This window comes from Xaviernesmea rhizosphaerae (genome assembly GCF_001938945.1).
Classification (GTDB): domain Bacteria; phylum Pseudomonadota; class Alphaproteobacteria; order Rhizobiales; family Rhizobiaceae; genus Xaviernesmea; species Xaviernesmea rhizosphaerae.
In genome coordinates, this window is record NZ_MKIO01000037.1 from 125,225 (window position 1) to 141,892 (window position 16,668).

General features: G+C 64.0%; 14 protein-coding genes. 6 read left to right on the forward strand and 8 right to left on the reverse strand.

Going from position 1 to position 16,668, the window contains the following annotated elements; all coding sequences use genetic code 11:
* The first annotated feature begins 14 nt into the window (after positions 1–14).
* The 3 genes from leuS to holA all read left to right on the forward strand — a co-directional run bounded on the left by leuS (position 15) and on the right by holA (position 4,418).
* Positions 15–2,639 (forward strand): leucine--tRNA ligase, encoded by a 2,625-nt coding sequence (leuS, locus tag BJF92_RS17065; protein WP_075635954.1) that lies wholly within the window; start codon positions 15–17, stop codon positions 2,637–2,639.
* Positions 2,626–3,207: a hypothetical protein gene (locus BJF92_RS17070; protein ID WP_075635955.1), complete on the forward strand. Its 582-nt coding sequence runs from the start codon at positions 2,626–2,628 to the stop codon at positions 3,205–3,207. Before leuS ends, BJF92_RS17070 begins: the two co-directional genes overlap by 14 nt.
* A 176-nt stretch (positions 3,208–3,383) precedes the next feature.
* Positions 3,384–4,418 (forward strand): DNA polymerase III subunit delta, encoded by a 1,035-nt coding sequence (gene holA, locus BJF92_RS17075; RefSeq protein WP_075635956.1) that lies wholly within the window; start codon positions 3,384–3,386, stop codon positions 4,416–4,418.
* A gap of 429 nt (positions 4,419–4,847) precedes the next feature.
* Here the strand turns inward: holA and BJF92_RS17080 are convergent, their stop codons facing one another.
* The 8 genes from BJF92_RS17080 to hemE form a co-directional block, all read right to left on the reverse strand.
* The gene (locus tag BJF92_RS17080; protein WP_075635957.1) at positions 4,848–5,735 is read right to left on the reverse strand and encodes a ParB/RepB/Spo0J family partition protein; all 888 of its coding nucleotides are present in this window, start codon (positions 5,733–5,735) and stop codon (positions 4,848–4,850) included.
* A gap of 62 nt (positions 5,736–5,797) precedes the next feature.
* The gene (locus tag BJF92_RS17085; RefSeq protein ID WP_075635958.1) at positions 5,798–6,592 is read right to left on the reverse strand and encodes a ParA family protein; all 795 of its coding nucleotides are present in this window, start codon (positions 6,590–6,592) and stop codon (positions 5,798–5,800) included.
* 4 nt (positions 6,593–6,596) lie between these two features.
* The gene (gene rsmG, locus BJF92_RS17090; protein ID WP_075635959.1) at positions 6,597–7,241 is read right to left on the reverse strand and encodes a 16S rRNA (guanine(527)-N(7))-methyltransferase RsmG; all 645 of its coding nucleotides are present in this window, start codon (positions 7,239–7,241) and stop codon (positions 6,597–6,599) included.
* Positions 7,238–9,112: a tRNA uridine-5-carboxymethylaminomethyl(34) synthesis enzyme MnmG gene (gene mnmG, locus BJF92_RS17095; protein WP_075635960.1), complete on the reverse strand. Its 1,875-nt coding sequence runs from the start codon at positions 9,110–9,112 to the stop codon at positions 7,238–7,240. Before mnmG ends, rsmG begins: the two co-directional genes overlap by 4 nt.
* 94 nt (positions 9,113–9,206) lie before the next feature.
* Positions 9,207–10,529: a tRNA uridine-5-carboxymethylaminomethyl(34) synthesis GTPase MnmE gene (gene mnmE / locus BJF92_RS17100; RefSeq protein WP_245294810.1), complete on the reverse strand. Its 1,323-nt coding sequence runs from the start codon at positions 10,527–10,529 to the stop codon at positions 9,207–9,209.
* A gap of 259 nt (positions 10,530–10,788) precedes the next feature.
* Positions 10,789–12,054 (reverse strand): transcription termination factor Rho, encoded by a 1,266-nt coding sequence (gene rho / locus BJF92_RS17105; protein WP_139790589.1) that lies wholly within the window; start codon positions 12,052–12,054, stop codon positions 10,789–10,791.
* Between the two features lie 192 nt (positions 12,055–12,246).
* Positions 12,247–12,834, reverse strand: coding sequence for a protoporphyrinogen oxidase HemJ (hemJ, locus tag BJF92_RS17110; protein ID WP_078058190.1), 588 nt, complete (start codon positions 12,832–12,834; stop codon positions 12,247–12,249).
* Entirely contained in the window at positions 12,831–13,841 is a 1,011-nt protein-coding gene (gene hemE, locus BJF92_RS17115) for a uroporphyrinogen decarboxylase (protein WP_075636022.1), read from the reverse strand. Before hemE ends, hemJ begins: the two co-directional genes overlap by 4 nt.
* Positions 13,842–14,273: 432 nt before the next feature.
* Here hemE and BJF92_RS17120 point away from each other — a divergent pair, with 432 nt between their 5' ends.
* From BJF92_RS17120 to BJF92_RS17130, 3 genes are all read left to right on the forward strand, one after another.
* Positions 14,274–15,095 carry a pyruvate, water dikinase regulatory protein gene (locus BJF92_RS17120; protein WP_075635962.1) on the forward strand — a complete coding sequence of 274 codons (822 nt, stop codon included), beginning with the start codon at positions 14,274–14,276 and terminating at the stop codon, positions 15,093–15,095.
* A gap of 123 nt (positions 15,096–15,218) precedes the next feature.
* Entirely contained in the window at positions 15,219–15,818 is a 600-nt protein-coding gene (locus BJF92_RS17125) for a Maf-like protein (protein WP_075635963.1), read from the forward strand.
* On the forward strand, positions 15,811–16,668 hold the full coding sequence (locus BJF92_RS17130; protein WP_075635964.1) for a shikimate dehydrogenase: 858 nt from the start codon (positions 15,811–15,813) through the stop codon (positions 16,666–16,668). Before BJF92_RS17125 ends, BJF92_RS17130 begins: the two co-directional genes overlap by 8 nt.

The following is a 16,668-nucleotide window of genomic DNA, read 5'->3' on the forward strand; positions in this document are numbered from 1 at the left end:
CTCAAGAAAAACGCATGGCCACCGAACGCTACAATCATCGTGATGCCGAGCCCCGCTGGCAGGCGACCTGGGACGAACAGCAGGTCTTCAAGACAGACAATGCCGACCCGCGCGAGAAATACTACGTGCTGGAAATGTTCCCCTACCCCTCGGGGCGGGTGCATATGGGCCATGTGCGCAACTACACCATGGGCGATGTCGTTGCCCGCTACAAGCGCGCCCGCGGCTATAACGTGCTGCACCCCATGGGCTGGGACGCCTTCGGCATGCCGGCAGAAAATGCGGCGATGGAGCGCGGTGTCCATCCCGCCAGCTGGACCTATCAGAACATCGCCTCAATGAAGGCGCAGCTGAAGCGCATGGGTCTGTCGCTCGACTGGTCGCGCGAATTCGCCACCTGCGATGTCGCCTATTACGCCCAGCAGCAGGCCCTGTTCCTCGATTTCCTGGAAAAGGGGCTGGTCTATCGCAAGCAGTCCAAGGTCAACTGGGACCCTGTCGACAACACGGTGCTCGCCAACGAGCAGGTGGTGGACGGGCGCGGCTGGCGCTCCGGCGCGCTGGTGGAACAGCGCGAGCTGACGCAATGGTTCTTCCGCATCACCGACTATGCCGAGGATCTGCTGTCGGCCCTTGATACGCTTGACCAGTGGCCGGAAAAGGTCCGGCTGATGCAGAAGAACTGGATCGGCCGCTCCGAAGGCCTGTCGATCCGCTGGCAGATCGTGCCGAGCCCGCTCAGCGGTGACGCGACTGAGGTCGAGGTCTACACCACCCGTCCCGACACGCTGTTCGGTGCCTCCTTCCTGGCGATCGCCGCGGACCATCCGCTGGCCCGGGCGCTCAGCGAGAAGAGCCCTGAGATCGACGCCTTCTGCGAGGAAACCCGCCGCTCCGGCACCTCGCTCGCCGCCCTTGAAACGGCCGAGAAGAAGGGCATCGATACCGGACTGAAGGTCCGCCACCCGCTGGACCCCTCCTGGGAACTGCCGGTCTGGATCGCCAATTTCGTGCTGATGGATTACGGCACGGGCGCGATCTTCGCCTGCCCCTCGGGCGACCAGCGCGACCTCGACTTCGCCCGCAAATATGATCTGCCGGTCGTTCCCGTGGTCATGCCGCGCGATGGGGATGCGGCGAGCTTCACCGTGGGCGACGAGGCCTATACCGGCGACGGCGTGATGATCAATTCGCGCTTCCTCAACGGCCTGTCAACGGACGAGGCCTTCACGCGCGTGGCCGAGACGCTGGAGAGCACCCAACTCGACGGCCGGCCGCAGGCCACCCGCAAGGTGAACTTTCGCCTGCGCGACTGGGGCATCTCGCGCCAGCGCTATTGGGGCTGCCCCATCCCGGTCATCCATTGCGCGGCTTGCGGCGTCGTGCCTGTGCCGAAGGCGGACCTGCCGGTCAAGCTTCCCGATGACGTGACGTTCGACCGCCCCGGCAATCCCCTCGACCATCATCCGACCTGGCGCCACGTGGCCTGCCCGCAATGCGGCGCGGATGCGCGGCGCGAAACGGACACGATGGACACCTTCGTCGATTCCTCCTGGTATTTCATGCGCTTCACCGCGCCCTGGGAGACGCAGCCGACCGAGCGCGCCGCCTGTGATCGCTGGATCCCGGTCGACCAGTATATTGGCGGCATCGAGCATGCCATTCTGCACCTGCTCTATTCGCGCTTCTTCACCCGCGCCATGCAGGCAACGGGCCATGCCGGCGTCAGCGAGCCCTTCAAGGGCCTGTTCACGCAGGGCATGGTGGTGCACGAGACCTACCGTCGCGATAATGGCGCCCATGGCGAATGGGTGTCTCCGGCCGAGATCCGCATCGAGGAAAAGGACGGCAAGCGCCGTGCGACCCTGATCGACGGTGGCGCGGAAGTGACCATCGGTTCGATCGAGAAAATGTCGAAGTCGAAGAAGAACGTCGTCGATCCCGACGACATCATCGACTCCTACGGCGCCGATACCGCCCGCTTCTTCGTTTTGTCCGACTCCCCGCCCGATCGCGACGTGATCTGGTCGGAAGCCGGCGTCGAAGGGGCGAACCGCTTCGTCCAGCGCGTCTGGCGCCTGATCTCGGAAGCCGAGTGGCTGGCCGCCACACCGGCCCGCCCGGCCTTCGAGGGGCCGGGTCTTGCTATTTCGCAGATCGCGCATAAGACGCTGAAGGCGATCCAGGGCGACTTCGATCACCTCGCCTTCAACAAGGCCGTGGCGCGCCTCTATGAGTTCGTCAATGCGCTGGCGGGTCCGCTGACGCAGTCGACCGCCGAGACCGACGAAGGCCTTCGCGCGGCGCTGAAGGATGCGGTGTCGATCCTCCTGCGCCTCATCGCGCCGATGACCCCGCATCTGGCCGAGGAGTGCTGGTCCGCCATCGGCGGCACCGGTCTCGTGGCCATGACCGATTGGCCGGCCTTCGAGCCGCGCCTCGTCATGGAAAACGAGGTGACGATGCCGGTGCAGATCAATGGCAAGAAGCGTGGCGATTTGACAATCGCCCGCGACGCGGACCAGACTGCCGTCGAACAGGCCGTGCTGGCCATGGACGTGGTTCAGGCCGCGCTCGAGGGCCGCACGCCGAAAAAGATCATCGTCGTGCCGCAGAGGATCGTAAATGTCGTTGTCTGATCTCGCGCCCCGGGCGCTGCGGGCGGGCCTTCTCGGTCTCGGACTGGCCGGCATGCTGCTGGCCTCCGGCTGCCAGGTGCGGCCGCTTTACGCCGATGGCGCCACCGGCATTCCGGGAACGGCGCTTGCGGCCATCGCCATCGAGCCGCCGAAGGACCGCGTCACGCAGGTGGTGCGCAACCGTCTGATCTTCCTCACCTCCGGCGGGGCAGGGCAGCCGGCGAACCCGGCCTATCATCTGGCGCTGACCGTCAAGAGCAACACAGAAGGCGTTCTCTACGACCAGCGCTCGAGCCGCGACACCAATTCGGACATGGCCACGGCCGGACGCGTGACGATCATGGTCGATTACAATCTCACCCGGATCTCCGATGGCAAGACGGTCGCGTCCGGTCACAGAACCGCCGTGGCGCTGGTGGACTTCTCGGTGCAGGAATTCGCCAAGCTGCGCGCCATTCGCGACGGCGAGGATCGGGCGGGCAAAGAGGTCGCCGAAGTCATCCGCGCCGATCTGGCAGCAGGCCTCGCCCGCGAACCTGCGCCGGCGGTCGCTCCCACCAAGGGCTGACGGGAACGAGCAGGGCGGCGGCGCCCTGCCCGCCATCATCCTCTGACCATTCGATGGCGCTTCAGCGCGGTGATGACGAGTCGACACAATACGAAGACCTGACGTGCGGACGCGACTCCGGGAGATCGCCACGCTCTTCAGAGCCTGCTGGCCGTTTTCAATGCAGACAGGATCCCATGGCCGAGCTGAAAGCCCATGAAGTCGACGGCGCGCTGCGGCGTGGCCTGCCGAGCCAGAAGCTCATCCTGATCTACGGCCCCGATCGCGGCCTGGTCTCTGAGCGGGCACAGACGCTCGCGCGCCTGAGCGGCGTCGCGCTGGACGATCCGTTTTCCGTGATCCGACTGGACGCCGGCGACCTGCAGGCCAAGCCCGGCCGGCTGATCGAGGAGGTCTCCTCCTTCGGCCTGTTCGGCGGAGAGAAGCTGGTGTGGCTGCGCGCCGGCGGCACGGAAAAGACCCTGCAGGATGAACTGGCGGAGCTGGTGAAGATGCCGACCTCGCCGACGCTGGTGCTGATCGAAGCCGGCGATCTGAAGAAGGGCACGGGCCTGCGCAAGATTGCCGAGACCAGTTCCGCCCTGCTTGCGCTGCCCTGCTATGCGGACGATGCCAAGGCCGTGCAGGCGCTGATCGATGACGAGCTCGCCCAGGCCGGACTGCGCATCACCCCTGATGCCCGCGCCCGCCTCGCCGAATCGCTTGGGGGAGACCGCATCGCCTCGCGCAACGAGCTGCGCAAGCTGGCGCTTTACGTTCAGGGCAAGCAGGAGATCGACGAGGACGACGTGATGGCGATCATTGGCGATGCCAGCGCCGTTTCCGTCGACGATGCCGTCGATGCCGTGCTGAAGGGCGATGTCGATGGGCTGGACCACGCACTGCGCAAGATCGCCGCCTCCAAGACGCCGCTTTTCCTGGTGCTGCAAGGCTGCCTCAAGCAGTTTCAGCAGATGGACGTGATGCGCGCGGAGATGGACGACAAGCGCTTGCCGGCAGGGCAGGTGATCGCGACGCTCGGCCGTGGCCTCCACTTCCGCCGCAAGCCGCTGATCGAGGCAGCTCTGAAAAACTGGACCGGCGCCAATCTTCGGCGCGAAGCCGAGCGGCTTCACAATGCGATCCTGCAGACGCGGGGACGCGCGGCGCTGGAAGAGCAGATCGCCATGCATACGCTGCTCGCCGTGACCGTCGCAGGCAGACGGCGCTGACAGCGCTCCCTGACTGCGGATGCGGCCTGCGTGAAGTCCTGTCGCGCAGAGGCTCCAAAGACATCCGGGCGCACGTGTCAGCGCAGCAGAACGCTCGTCGACCGTCATTGCAATTTCGTACGAGATCCGGCTGATCGCATCGCGATATCTGCGACGCCTCGGCAGACGCGCGAAGTCCTCGTTTCGTCGTGCTCGCGCTGGTCCGAAGCATCGGCAAACGCCTGATATGTTTACACATCACGGATCTCGGCAGATCCTCGGGAAAAGCCCGGGGATGCCGTCGCGCGTGATGATGATCTCCGCCGGAAATCTCACGATTCGGACGTGATCCTCAGGATTTCGTATCACGCCTGGTCTGCGCCCGAAGTTTTTCAAAAATATCCGCGTAACGCTAGGCAATCTGACTGAAAAGCCGGCCCCGCCCGAACTCTAGCGCCGTTCGAGAATGCGGCAGAGATCCTCGAGCTGCTCCAGCGTTCTGTAGGAGATCTTCAGCTGCCCACCGCTGGCCTTGTGGCTCACGGAAACCTCCAGACCGAGGCTGTCTGACAGGGTGCGTTCCAGCGCCAGGGTATCGGCATCCTTGGCGGGTTTAAGCTGAGGGCGGCCGCCATTGGGATCGTTCTGCGCCTTGATGTCGTTCTGCGCCAGCTTTTCCGTGTCGCGCACCGACAGGCCCTTGGCGATGACCGCCTGGGCAAGCTTGATCGGATCGGAGGTCGGGATCAGTGCCCGGGCATGGCCAGCGGACAGCGTTCCCGAGGACAGCATGTCGCGAACCGGGTCCGGCAGCTTCAACAGACGAAGGCTGTTGGCGACGTGGCTGCGGCTCTTGCCAACGATTTCGCCCAGATCGTTCTGGGTATAGCCATGCTCGGCCATCAACTGCTCATAGCCCATCGCCTCTTCGACGGGATTGAGATCGGACCGTTGCACATTTTCGACGATCGCGATTTCAAGCGCGGTGCGGTCGTCGACGTCACGAATGATCACAGGGATTTCGATGAGGCCCGCCAGCTGCGCCGCGCGCCAGCGACGCTCGCCGGCGATGATCTCATAGCGATCCTCCGGCATGGTGCGGACCACGACCGGTTGGACAATGCCATGCTGGCGAACCGAGGCGGCCAGATCCTGCAGCTCCTGCTCGTCGAAGGTGCGACGGGGATTGCGCGGATTGCGCGAAATAAACTCGATCGGCACCTTGCGGTCGGCAGAGACGGTCGGTCGCTCCGCCGCCGCCGGAAGAGGCTGATCCATCTCGCCGATCAGCGCGGCCAGACCCCGGCCCAAACGACGACGCGACAGATCCTCACTCATTGCCCTTATCCTTTGCTTCGGTCAGTCTTTTATGACGCAATTTCATTACGGGATCGAATCGATCAGGCAGCAGCCTTGCGCTGGCGCTCGCGCTGAATCACCTCGGAGGCAAGCTGCAGATAGGCCTGGCTACCGGCGCATTTCAGATCATAAAGGATAGCCGGCTTGCCGTAGGAGGGCGCTTCGGAGACCCGGACATTGCGCGGGATCAGCGTCTGATAGACCTTTTCGCCGAGATGCGTGCGGACGTCGGTGACCACCTGCTGCGCCAGATTGTTGCGCGAATCGAACATGGTCAGGACGATGCCCTGAATATCCAAGGAGGGATTCACTGTGCGGCGGATCTGATCGACCGTTTCCAGCAGCTGGCTCAAGCCTTCCAGTGCGAAGAATTCGCACTGCAGCGGCACCAGGACGGAATGGGCAGCCGCCATGGCATTCATGGTCAGCAGGTTGAAGGAAGGCGGGCAGTCGACCAGCACATAAGAATAGCGCAGGGCATCCAGGCTCTGCAGCGCCTTGCGCAGACGGAAGACGCGGTCGGACTGCTGGGCGATTTCCATTTCCACGCCCAGAAGGTCCATGGTCGATGGAACGATCGAGAGATTGGGAACCGCCGTCGGCTGCACGATCTCTCCAACGCCATGGGTGCCGAGCATCAGCTCGAAGGAGGAGAGGGAACGATCGCGGCGCTGAATGCCGAGGCCGGTCGACGCATTGCCCTGCGGATCGAGATCGATGATCAGAACGGATTCACCGATCGCGGCCAGGGCAGTGGCCAGATTGATGGCCGTCGTCGTCTTGCCGACGCCGCCCTTCTGATTGGCGATGGTGATGATGCGGTTGAGCTTGGACATGTGTCTATCCTGTAATCCGCGGCAAAAGAGCGATACGCGACACTTCGAGTACGACCGAATCCGGTTCGATAACACTCTGATGCTTTACCAGATCGAATCCAAAGCGGCCACGGGCCTTCTCGACCTCCAGATCGAAATCCCGGCCTTTATGAAAGTAGGTGCGCAAATTTTCATTTGCGGCAGCCCAGGGCAGGCAGAATTCAAGCAATTGCGGGAGGTCGGCGAGCGCCCGCGCGGAGATGGCGTCACAAGACGGCACCAGCTTCGGTGCCTCTTCGATCCGAACCGGATGAACGGAGCCGCGGGCGCCCGTCTCCAGCAAGGCCACACGCAAAAAGGCAGCCTTCTTGTTGTTGCTCTCGATCAGATGAACCCAGCCCTCGGCCCGTTCCGCCAAGGCGATCGCGGTGATCACGCCGGGAAATCCACCGCCGGAGCCGAGGTCAACCCATTTCTGTGGCGCGGGATTGAGCGTGAAGATCTGCAGGCTGTCCGCGATATGCCGATCCCAGAGCTGGGGCAGGGTAGAGGGCGCCACCAGATTGATGGATTTTTGCCAACGCTGGAAAAGCTGCACGAAGTGATCCAATCGCTCCCGGGTTTCACGTGAAACACGCAGGCCGTTTATAAGAGCCAGAGGACTCGTCATTCTGGAATCGCTCTTTGTTTCGCCGGCGACTCGGATCGTTTCAGCACCGCCAGTAGCAGGGAAATTGCCGCAGGTGTCATTCCATCCACCTTCATCGCCTGAGCGATGTTCGCGGGTTTTGCTCGTTCCAGCTTCTGCTTCAGCTCGATCGACAGCCCGGGAAGCGCAGCATAGCTGAACTCGGCCGGAATGATCCGCTGCTCTTCGCGCTGAACCGTGTCAATGTCCAGCCTCTGCCGGTCCATATACACAGCATATTGGGCATCGATCTCAAGAATGTCCGTCAGCTTGCGCTCGACCGAGGCCATTTCAGGCCAAAGCCGCGCGATCGTCTGCCAGTCATAATGGGCGTAGGAGAGAAGGTCATAGGCGGAGCGTCGCTGGCCGTCCTGGTTGAGCTCAAGCCCGGCGCGGCGTGCTTCCGTCGGCGTCACGCTCAGCTCTTTCAACTGCGCGCGGCGCTCTTCAAACCGCTGATGCCACTGGGTAAACCGCTCCCGCCGTTCCGAGCCCACGCAGCCCAAGGCGATGGCTTCGGGCGTCAGCCGGAGATCGGCATTGTCGGCGCGCAGGGAAAGGCGATATTCGGCGCGTGAGGTGAACATGCGATAGGGCTCGCTGACGCCGCGGCTGGTGAGATCATCCAGCATCACGCCGATATAGGAGCTGGTTCGGCTGAAGATATAGGGGCTCTGCCCGCCAGCATGGCGCGCGGCATTGAGCCCAGCCGCCAGGCCTTGGGCCGCCGCCTCCTCATAGCCGGTGGTGCCGTTGATCTGACCAGCCAGAAACAGGCCGGGCAGCTTGCGCACAGCGAGTGCAGGCGTCAGCTCGCGGGGGTCGACATGATCATATTCGATTGCATAGCCCGGCTGCAAAATGCGAACCTGTTCCAGACCCGGAATGGTTCGGATGAAGGCATCCTGCACCTCGGCCGGGAGGCTGGTGGAAATGCCATTGGGGTAGACAGTGGGATCATCGAGCCCTTCCGGCTCCAGAAAGATCTGGTGGCCGTCGCGTTCGCCGAAGCGAACGATCTTGTCCTCGATCGATGGGCAGTAGCGTGGGCCGACACCTTCGATCTTGCCGGAATACATGGCGGACCGTCCGATATTTTCCTCGATGATCCGATGGGTGGCCTCGGTCGTGCGCGTCACCCCGCAATCGATCTGCGGCGTGGTGATCCGGTCGGTGAGGAAGGAGAAGGGCACGGGATCCTCATCCGCCGCCTGACGGCCGATCGACGCCCAGTCGATCGTCGTGCCATCAAGTCTCGCCGGCGTGCCGGTCTTCAGCCGACCGAGAGCCAAGCCCGCCCGGCGCAGCGTGTCGCTCAAGCCCAGAGAGGGTGCCTCGCCCATCCGGCCGGCCGGTGTGGTCTGGTCGCCGATGTGGATGACGCCGCGAAGAAAGGTGCCGCTGGTCAGGACGACGGCGCCCGCCGCGAGGTGCCGTCCATCGGCGAGGGTGACACCATCGACCTGTCCGTTGTTGGTTGTCAGGTCGAAAGCATCGCCTTCGACAACAGTGAGGTTGTCGATCGCGTCAATGGCGGCCTGCATGGCGAGGCGATAGAGCTTCCGGTCGGCCTGGGTCCGAGGCCCGCGGACAGCCGGACCCTTGCGTCGGTTGAGCAGGCGGAACTGGATCCCGGCCGCATCGGCAACGCGGCCCATCAGCCCGTCGAAGGCATCGACCTCGCGCACAAGATGGCCCTTGCCGAGCCCGCCAATGGCAGGATTGCACGACATGATGCCGATCGTGTCGCGGCGGTGCGTGATCAGGGCGACCTCAGCGCCAAGACGCGCGGCGGCGCTGGCCGCTTCGCAGCCGGCATGGCCGCCGCCGATCACGATGACATCAAAGCGCATGGTTGTTGATTCCCGATCAAGAATCGTTTCACGTGAAACGTAGAAAACGACTCGGCTGAGTTGAAAGAGGCTGTAGCGCTCGGTGCTGAGACGGTCACTTGCCGATGCAGAATTCTGAAAAGATCACATCCAACAGGTTTTCGACATCGATCCGGCCTGTCAGTCGGCCGAGGGCCTCCTGCGCCAGCCGCAAATGCTCCGCCTGGAGATCCAGGCCAAGCGGCGCTGCGGCCAGACCATCCTGCACATGCCCGGCACATTGACGCAGCAGATCCTGATGACGGCGGCGGGAGGGCAGGGCCAGAGCACCCGGCTGAAGCTGCGGCAGGCGCCGTTCGATCGCCTGGATCAGTGCGTCGAGCCCTTCGCCGGAGCGAGTCGAAATCAGCACCTCTGCTGCGCTTCTATCCCATAAAGCCGTGTCTTGATCAAGTTTGGTTCCGACAGCGACAACCCGGTCGTCGCGTATCAACTCCCGGTCGAAGCCTTGAGGATGATCGGCGAGAAGCAGGATCAGGTCAGCCTCCTCCATGGCGCTTCGGGCACGACGGATCCCCTCGCGCTCGACCCGATCCTCCGTCTCGCGCAGGCCTGCGGTGTCGAAGAGCTTCACCATGAATCCGGCTAAGGAAAGATCGACTTCGAGAATGTCGCGCGTCGTGCCCGCAATCTCGGTGACAATGGCGATCTCGCGTTTTGCCAGTGCATTGAGCAGGCTGGATTTCCCGGCATTGGGCGCACCGGCGATGACGATGCGAAAGCCGTCACGGATGATCGCCGCGGTCGCGGCACCAGCCAGATGGTGGTCGATTTCCAGCCCGAGGGCAGCCATGTCGGGCCAGATGCGGTCGGCGACCGAGCCCGGCACATCCTCCTCATCGGCAAAATCGAGCTCGGCTTCAATCATCGCGCGCGCATGGGTGAGGCGCCTGGCCCAGCCCTGGTAGATCTCCGACAGGCCACCGGCCGCATGTTCGCTGGCGAGACGGCGCTGCATCTCGGTTTCGGCCGCCAGAAGATCCGCAAGGCCTTCCACCTCAACGAGATCGAGCTTTCCTTGAGAAAAGGCGCGGCGGGAAAACTCGCCGGCATCGGCTGCGCGCAAGGTCGCGAAGCCGCCCAGACAATCGAGAACGGCGGTGACCACAGCCCGGCCGCCATGCAGATGCAGCTCGCCACAATCCTCGCCGGTGAAAGAGGCAGGGCCGGGGAAGAACAGCACCAGCCCCTGGTCGAGCCTCTCGCCCGAAGGGCGGCGAATGGTCCGAAGCGCGGCCCGGCGCGGTCGCGGCAGCGGCCCCGCCATGGCCGTCATCACATGGGCGGTCTCCGGTCCGCTCAGACGGATAACCGCAACGCCGGAGGGCAGGCCACCGGTCGACAGGGCGAAGATCGTCTCATGCATGGGCGCCGTCATGGCGTCATCCTCTTTAGAGCATCGGACCGAAAAGTGGGAACCGGTTTTCGGAAAAATCCGATGCAAAAACGAAAATCTAGGTCGGCGAACACAGGCTCTGCGCGATCCGCTGCGGCTATGGCTGCGACGGGAGGCAGCGCGCAGATGCCCAGAGCGCAGGCGCTGCATAAACGAAAAAGCCCGGCGACGCGATGGCGTTGCCGGGCTTTGATCGTGACGAGATGCTCTCAAGCTGCGCGCAGCGGAAGGGCGGGCCCGATCAGGTGTTCATCGAGTCGAAGAAGTCGCCATTGGTCTTGGTCTGCTTCAGCTTGTCGATCAGGAATTCGATCGCATCGGTTGTGCCCATCGGCGCCAGGATGCGGCGGAGCACGAAGATCTTCTGCAGGTCCTGGCGCGGAACCAGAAGGTCTTCCTTGCGGGTGCCGGACTTGAGGATGTCCATGGCCGGGAAGATGCGCTTGTCGGCCACCTTGCGATCCAGCACGATTTCCGAGTTGCCGGTGCCCTTGAACTCTTCGAAGATGACTTCGTCCATGCGGCTGCCGGTGTCGATCAGCGCGGTGGCGATGATGGTCAGCGAGCCGCCTTCCTCGATGTTGCGCGCTGCGCCGAAGAAGCGCTTGGGGCGCTGCAGCGCATTGGCGTCGACACCGCCGGTCAGCACCTTGCCGGAAGAGGGCACGACCGTGTTGTAGGCGCGGCCCAGACGGGTGATGGAATCGAGCAGGATGACGACATCGCGGCCATGCTCGACCAGCCGCTTGGCTTTCTCGATCACCATTTCGGCGACCTGCACGTGGCGTGTGGCCGGCTCGTCGAAGGTGGAGGAAATCACCTCGCCCTTCACCGAGCGCTGCATGTCGGTGACTTCTTCCGGACGCTCATCGATCAGGAGAACGATCAGATAGCATTCAGGATGGTTGGCGGTGATCGAATGGGCGATGTTCTGCAGGAGAACGGTCTTACCGGTGCGCGGCGGGGCGACGATCAGGCCGCGCTGGCCCTTGCCGAGCGGGGCGATGAGGTCGATCACGCGGGGCGAAAGATCCTTGGAGGTGGGAACCTCCAGCTCCATTTTGAAGCGCTCGTTCGGGTAGAGCGGCGTCAGATTGTCGAAATGGACCTTGTGGCGGATCTTCTCAGGATCCTCGAAATTGATCGTGTTGACCTTAAGAAGGGCGAAGTAGCGCTCGCCTTCCTTGGGCCCGCGGATCGGCCCTTCCACCGTGTCGCCGGTCTTCAGCGAGAAGCGGCGGATCTGCGAGGGCGAGATATAGATATCGTCAGGGCCCGGCAGATAATTGGCATTGGCCGAGCGCAGGAAGCCGAAACCGTCCTGCAGCACTTCGACCACCCCCTCGCCGATGATCTCCACATCCTGCGCTGCCAGCATCTTCAGGATGGCGAACATCAGCTCCTGCTTGCGCATGACGCTGGCATTCTCCACCGAAACCGACTCCGCAAAGGCCAGGAGATCGGTTGCCGTCTTGTTCTTTAGGTCTTGCAGCTTCATTTCAGCCATGAAGGGAATCACACTCGGAGGGAAAAAACAGAGAGATTGAAGGGTCGTGGCAGTCTGCTGCGCGGCGGCACCAGATCAGTCCGCTCGAACGTCACCACGTACAATCAAGAGAGGGGATAAGCGCAAAATAGCGGGTTCCAGGCCCCGCCGCAAGGGGGGCCGGGAAATTGTCCAGAGTGAGAGCGTCCGCGATCAGAACGGCTTTACCACGGCGAGAATGACGATGACGATCATCAGCACGGTCGGCAGCTCGTTCATCAGGCGCCAGTAGCGCGGGCTGCGGCGCGGGCCGTCCTTTGCGAGAAGCCGGACGGCATTGGCGAAATGCACATGAGCCAGCGTCAGCAGGATCACGGCGAGGATCTTGGCATGCAGCCAGCCGCCGGTGAAACCGTAGACCCGCCAGGCCAGATAGAGGCCGAGCACCCAGGTGATCATCATCGCCGGGTTCATGATCACCTTCAGGAGCCGCTGCTCCATCACCTTGAAGGTTTCCGACTGGGCGGAGCCCGGCGCGGCATCGCTGTGATAGATGAACAAGCGCGGCATGTAGAGCAGCCCCGCCATCCAGGAGATCACCGCGATGATGTGCAGCGCCTTGATCCAGGGATAGGCGACATCGACGGGGGCGGCGAACAGGCCGGCGATCAGCCCGATGAAGATCGCCAGCGCCAGCCCCGCACGAAGGCCGGCGCGCCGGCCGGCCGGCTTGCCTGTCTGCGCACCTGTGGAAGTCTGGGCGCCTGTGGGAGGGGGTGTGCGCTGCTCATCGCCGCTCATGCCGCACTCCCGCGCACCCGCTCGACCAGACGGGCGACAGTGGCAGGATCGGCCTGTGGCGTGATTCCGTGGCCCAGATTGAAGATCAGCGGTCCGGAGCCTAGCCCCTGCAGGATCGCGTCCACCCCTTCTTCCAGAGCAGCACCGCCCGCCACCACGCGCATCGGATCGAGATTGCCCTGCACGGGCCCGTCCTTCTGCAGCTCGCGGGCAAAGTCGAGCGGCACGGTCCAGTCGAGGCCGATGGCATCGGCGCCGGTCTTCTGCCGGTAGCGCTTCAGCATCAGACCCGCGCCTTTGGCGAAGGCGATGATGCGCGCCTGCGGCCGGCGGGCGCGAATGCTGTCGATCATCCGCTTGACGGGGCGAATGGCAAAGCGCTCGAATTCCGCCTCGCCCAGCACCCCGGCCCAGCTGTCAAAAATCTGCACCGCATCGGCCCCGGCATCGATCTGCGCCACCAGGTAATCGGCGGAGACGTCGGCCAGGAGATCGAGCAGACGGGCAAAGCTTTCGGGGTGCCGATAGGCGAAGAGCCGGGCAGGGGCCTGATCCGGCGTTCCATGTCCGGCGATCATATAGGTCGCCACGGTCCAGGGGGCGCCACTGAAGCCGAGCAGCGTGGTCTCGGCGGGCAGGCTGGCCCGGATGCGTCCGACGGCCTCCATGACCGGCGCAAGATGCGCCAGCACCGGTTCGGGATCGAGCGCGGCAATGCCGTCCTCGTCGATCGGATCCATGGCCGGTCCATGGCCTTCAAGGAAGCGGACATTGCGCTTCAGCCCATCGGGAATGACGAGGATGTCGGAGAACAGGATCGCCGCATCGAAGCCATAGCGGCGGATCGGCTGCAGCGTCACTTCCGTGGCCAGCTCCGGCGTATAACAGAGGTCGAGAAAGCTCCCCGCGACGGCCCGTGTGGTCCGATATTCCGGCAGGTAGCGTCCGGCCTGGCGCATCAGCCAGAGCGGCGGCGGTGAAACCGTCTGCCCCTCCAGAACCCGCATCAGCTTCCGTTCCGGATGGGTCACAGGGTTCTCCTTCAAACAAACCAAAACAGGATTCATAGGGTTTCTATTTCTAAGAGTCGGTGAGGATCAAGGATCAAAGCCTGTCCCCAGACAGACCCTTGTCGCCAAGGCCGCGGATCTACGCGGTGAGATGTTTCGCCCACAGCGGCCGGCAAGTGTCACACAAGCGGAAATTCCTCAGGCAGGCCAAAGGCTTGGCGCCAAAGAACCGCTGTGGGCAGGCTGTGGATAGCCTGCGGGCGGACGCGACGGACTGTCGCGGCTGCGAGTCTTATCAACAGGGCCGGCGAAACCTGCTCCTCGTCACTGTCAATTGTGCATAACTTTCCCTTTGTCCTCTTGCCTTCGCGCCCGCCCCGGTGTCAGGTCGCCGCTGTCCCGCTTTATCAACAGGCGCCGGAGAATAGCGTGGAGAACCGCAAGACCTACTTTCATCTCCACCTGATTTCGGACTCGACGGGGGAGACCTTGATCGCGGCGGGCCGGGCGGCCACCGCCCAGTTTCAGGCCTATCACGCGGTCGAGCACGTCTATCCGCTGATCCGGAACCGCAAGCAGCTGATGCAGGTGATCGAGTCGATCGATGGCGCGCCCGGCATCGTGCTGTTCACGATCGTCGACCGCGAGCTGGCGCAGCTGGTGACGAGCGAGTGCCAGCGGCTGGGCGTGCCCTGTGTGGCCGTGCTCGATCCGATCATCGACCTGTTCCAGTCCTATCTCGGCACCGCCTCGCGCCGGCGCTCGGGCGCGCAGCATGTGATGGATGCCGATTATTTCGCCCGCATCGATGCGCTGACCTTCACCATGGATCACGACGACGGCCAGCTGCCGGTGGATTTCAACGAGGCGGATGTGGTGCTGGTCGGCATCAGCCGCACCTCGAAGACGCCGACGAGCATCTATCTGGCCAACAGGGGCATCCGCACGGCCAATCTGCCGATCGTGCCTGGCGTGCCCTTGCCGGAGGGGCTGCTCGGCGCCACCCGGCCGCTGATCGTCGGGCTCGTCGCCACCACCGAGCGCATTGCCCAGGTCAGGCAGAACCGGGTGCTCGGCGCCACCACCGATTACCACGGCGCCGACTATATCGACCGCGCCGTGATCAATGAGGAGCTGCGCTATGCCCGCCAGCTCTGCGGGCGGCATGGCTGGCCGATCATCGACGTCACCCGCCGCTCGATCGAGGAGACCGCCGCCGCCATCGTTGCCCTGCGCCCGAGGCTGCGCTAAGCGGGCATGCCGTTCATCACTGTCCCCGTCCCGCCGTTGTTATCTCTGCGTGGGTGCGGATCGCAGATCATCCGGCTGCCGGCCTGCGCGCCGCCGCATCCGGTCCCGTCAGGAGCAACCGTCATGGCCGAGCCTCTTCTTCTTGCCTCCGCGAGCCCGTTCCGCCGCATGCTTCTCGAAAATGCCGGCCTGGCGATCGAATGGCTGGCGGCGAGGGTCGATGAGCGGGCGCTGGAAGCGCCGCTGGCGGCGGCAGGCATCGCGCCGGATATGCTCGCCCAGGCGCTGGCCGATGCCAAGGCACTGGAAGTGTCCGCCCGCCGCCCCGATGCGCTGGTGATCGGCGGTGACCAGACCCTGTCGCTGGGCGCACGCGTGTTTCACAAGCCGCGCAGCCGCGAGGAGGCGAAGGCCCATCTTCAGAATTTCTCCGGCAAGACCCATCTGCTCAACAGCGCGGTGACGCTGGCGCTGAACGGCGTCGTGGTCTGGCGCCATGTCAGCCAGGCGCGGATGAGCGTGCGACCGCTGTCCGAGGGCTTCATCGAGGGCTATCTCGACCGGGTCGGCGAAAGCGTTTACCTGAGTGTCGGCGCCTATCAGCTCGAAGGCCTGGGCATCCAGCTGTTCGAGGCGATCGACGGCGACTATTTCACCGTGCTTGGTCTGCCGCTTCTGCCGCTGCTCGCCGAACTGCGGAAACAGGGCAGGATCGATGTCTGATTCACGTGAAACATTTGTTAACCATGCCTTCGTCACCGGCTTCCCGGTCAGGCACTCCCGCTCGCCGCTGATCCACGGCCACTGGCTGAAGGCGCTGGGGATTTCCGGATCCTATCGCGCCGTCGAGGTGACGCCGGAGGCCTTCCCCGCCTTCATCGCTGCGCTCAAGGATGGCTCAAGCGGATTTGCCGGCGGCAATGTCACCATTCCGCATAAAGAGCTCGCCTTCGCGCTGGCCGACCGGCCCGACGACCTCTCGGAGGAACTGGGCGCGGCCAACACGCTCTGGCTGGAAGACGGCGCGCTGCGCGCCACCAACACCGACGGCGCCGGCTTCACCCGCAATCTGGACCAGCGCGCGCCCGGCTGGGCGGACTGTGACAGCGCCGTGGTGCTGGGCGCCGGAGGGGCGAGCCGCGCCGTTCTGCAAGCTCTGCGCGACAGAGGCATTGCCCGCATCCATGTGCTTAACCGCACGGTGGCCCGCGCGCAGGAACTGGCCGACCGCTTCGGCCCGGCCCTGAGCGCTCATCCGATGGAAGCCTATGACGAAGTGGCGCAGGGCGCCGGCCTGGTGGTCAACACCACCTCGCTCGGCATGGACGGTGCGCCGGTCCCGGATTTCGATTTCAGCCGGCTCGCGCCCGAGGCCATCGTCACCGACATCGTCTATGTACCGCTGATGACGCCTTTCCTCCAGCAGGCCGAGGCGCAAGGGCGTCGCACCGTCGACGGTCTCGGCATGCTGCTGCATCAGGCAGCGCCGGGCTTTGCCCGCTGGTTCGGCGCGATGCCCGAGGTGGATGAGCGGCTGCGCGATCTGGTCATCGCCGACATGGCGGCGCACTGA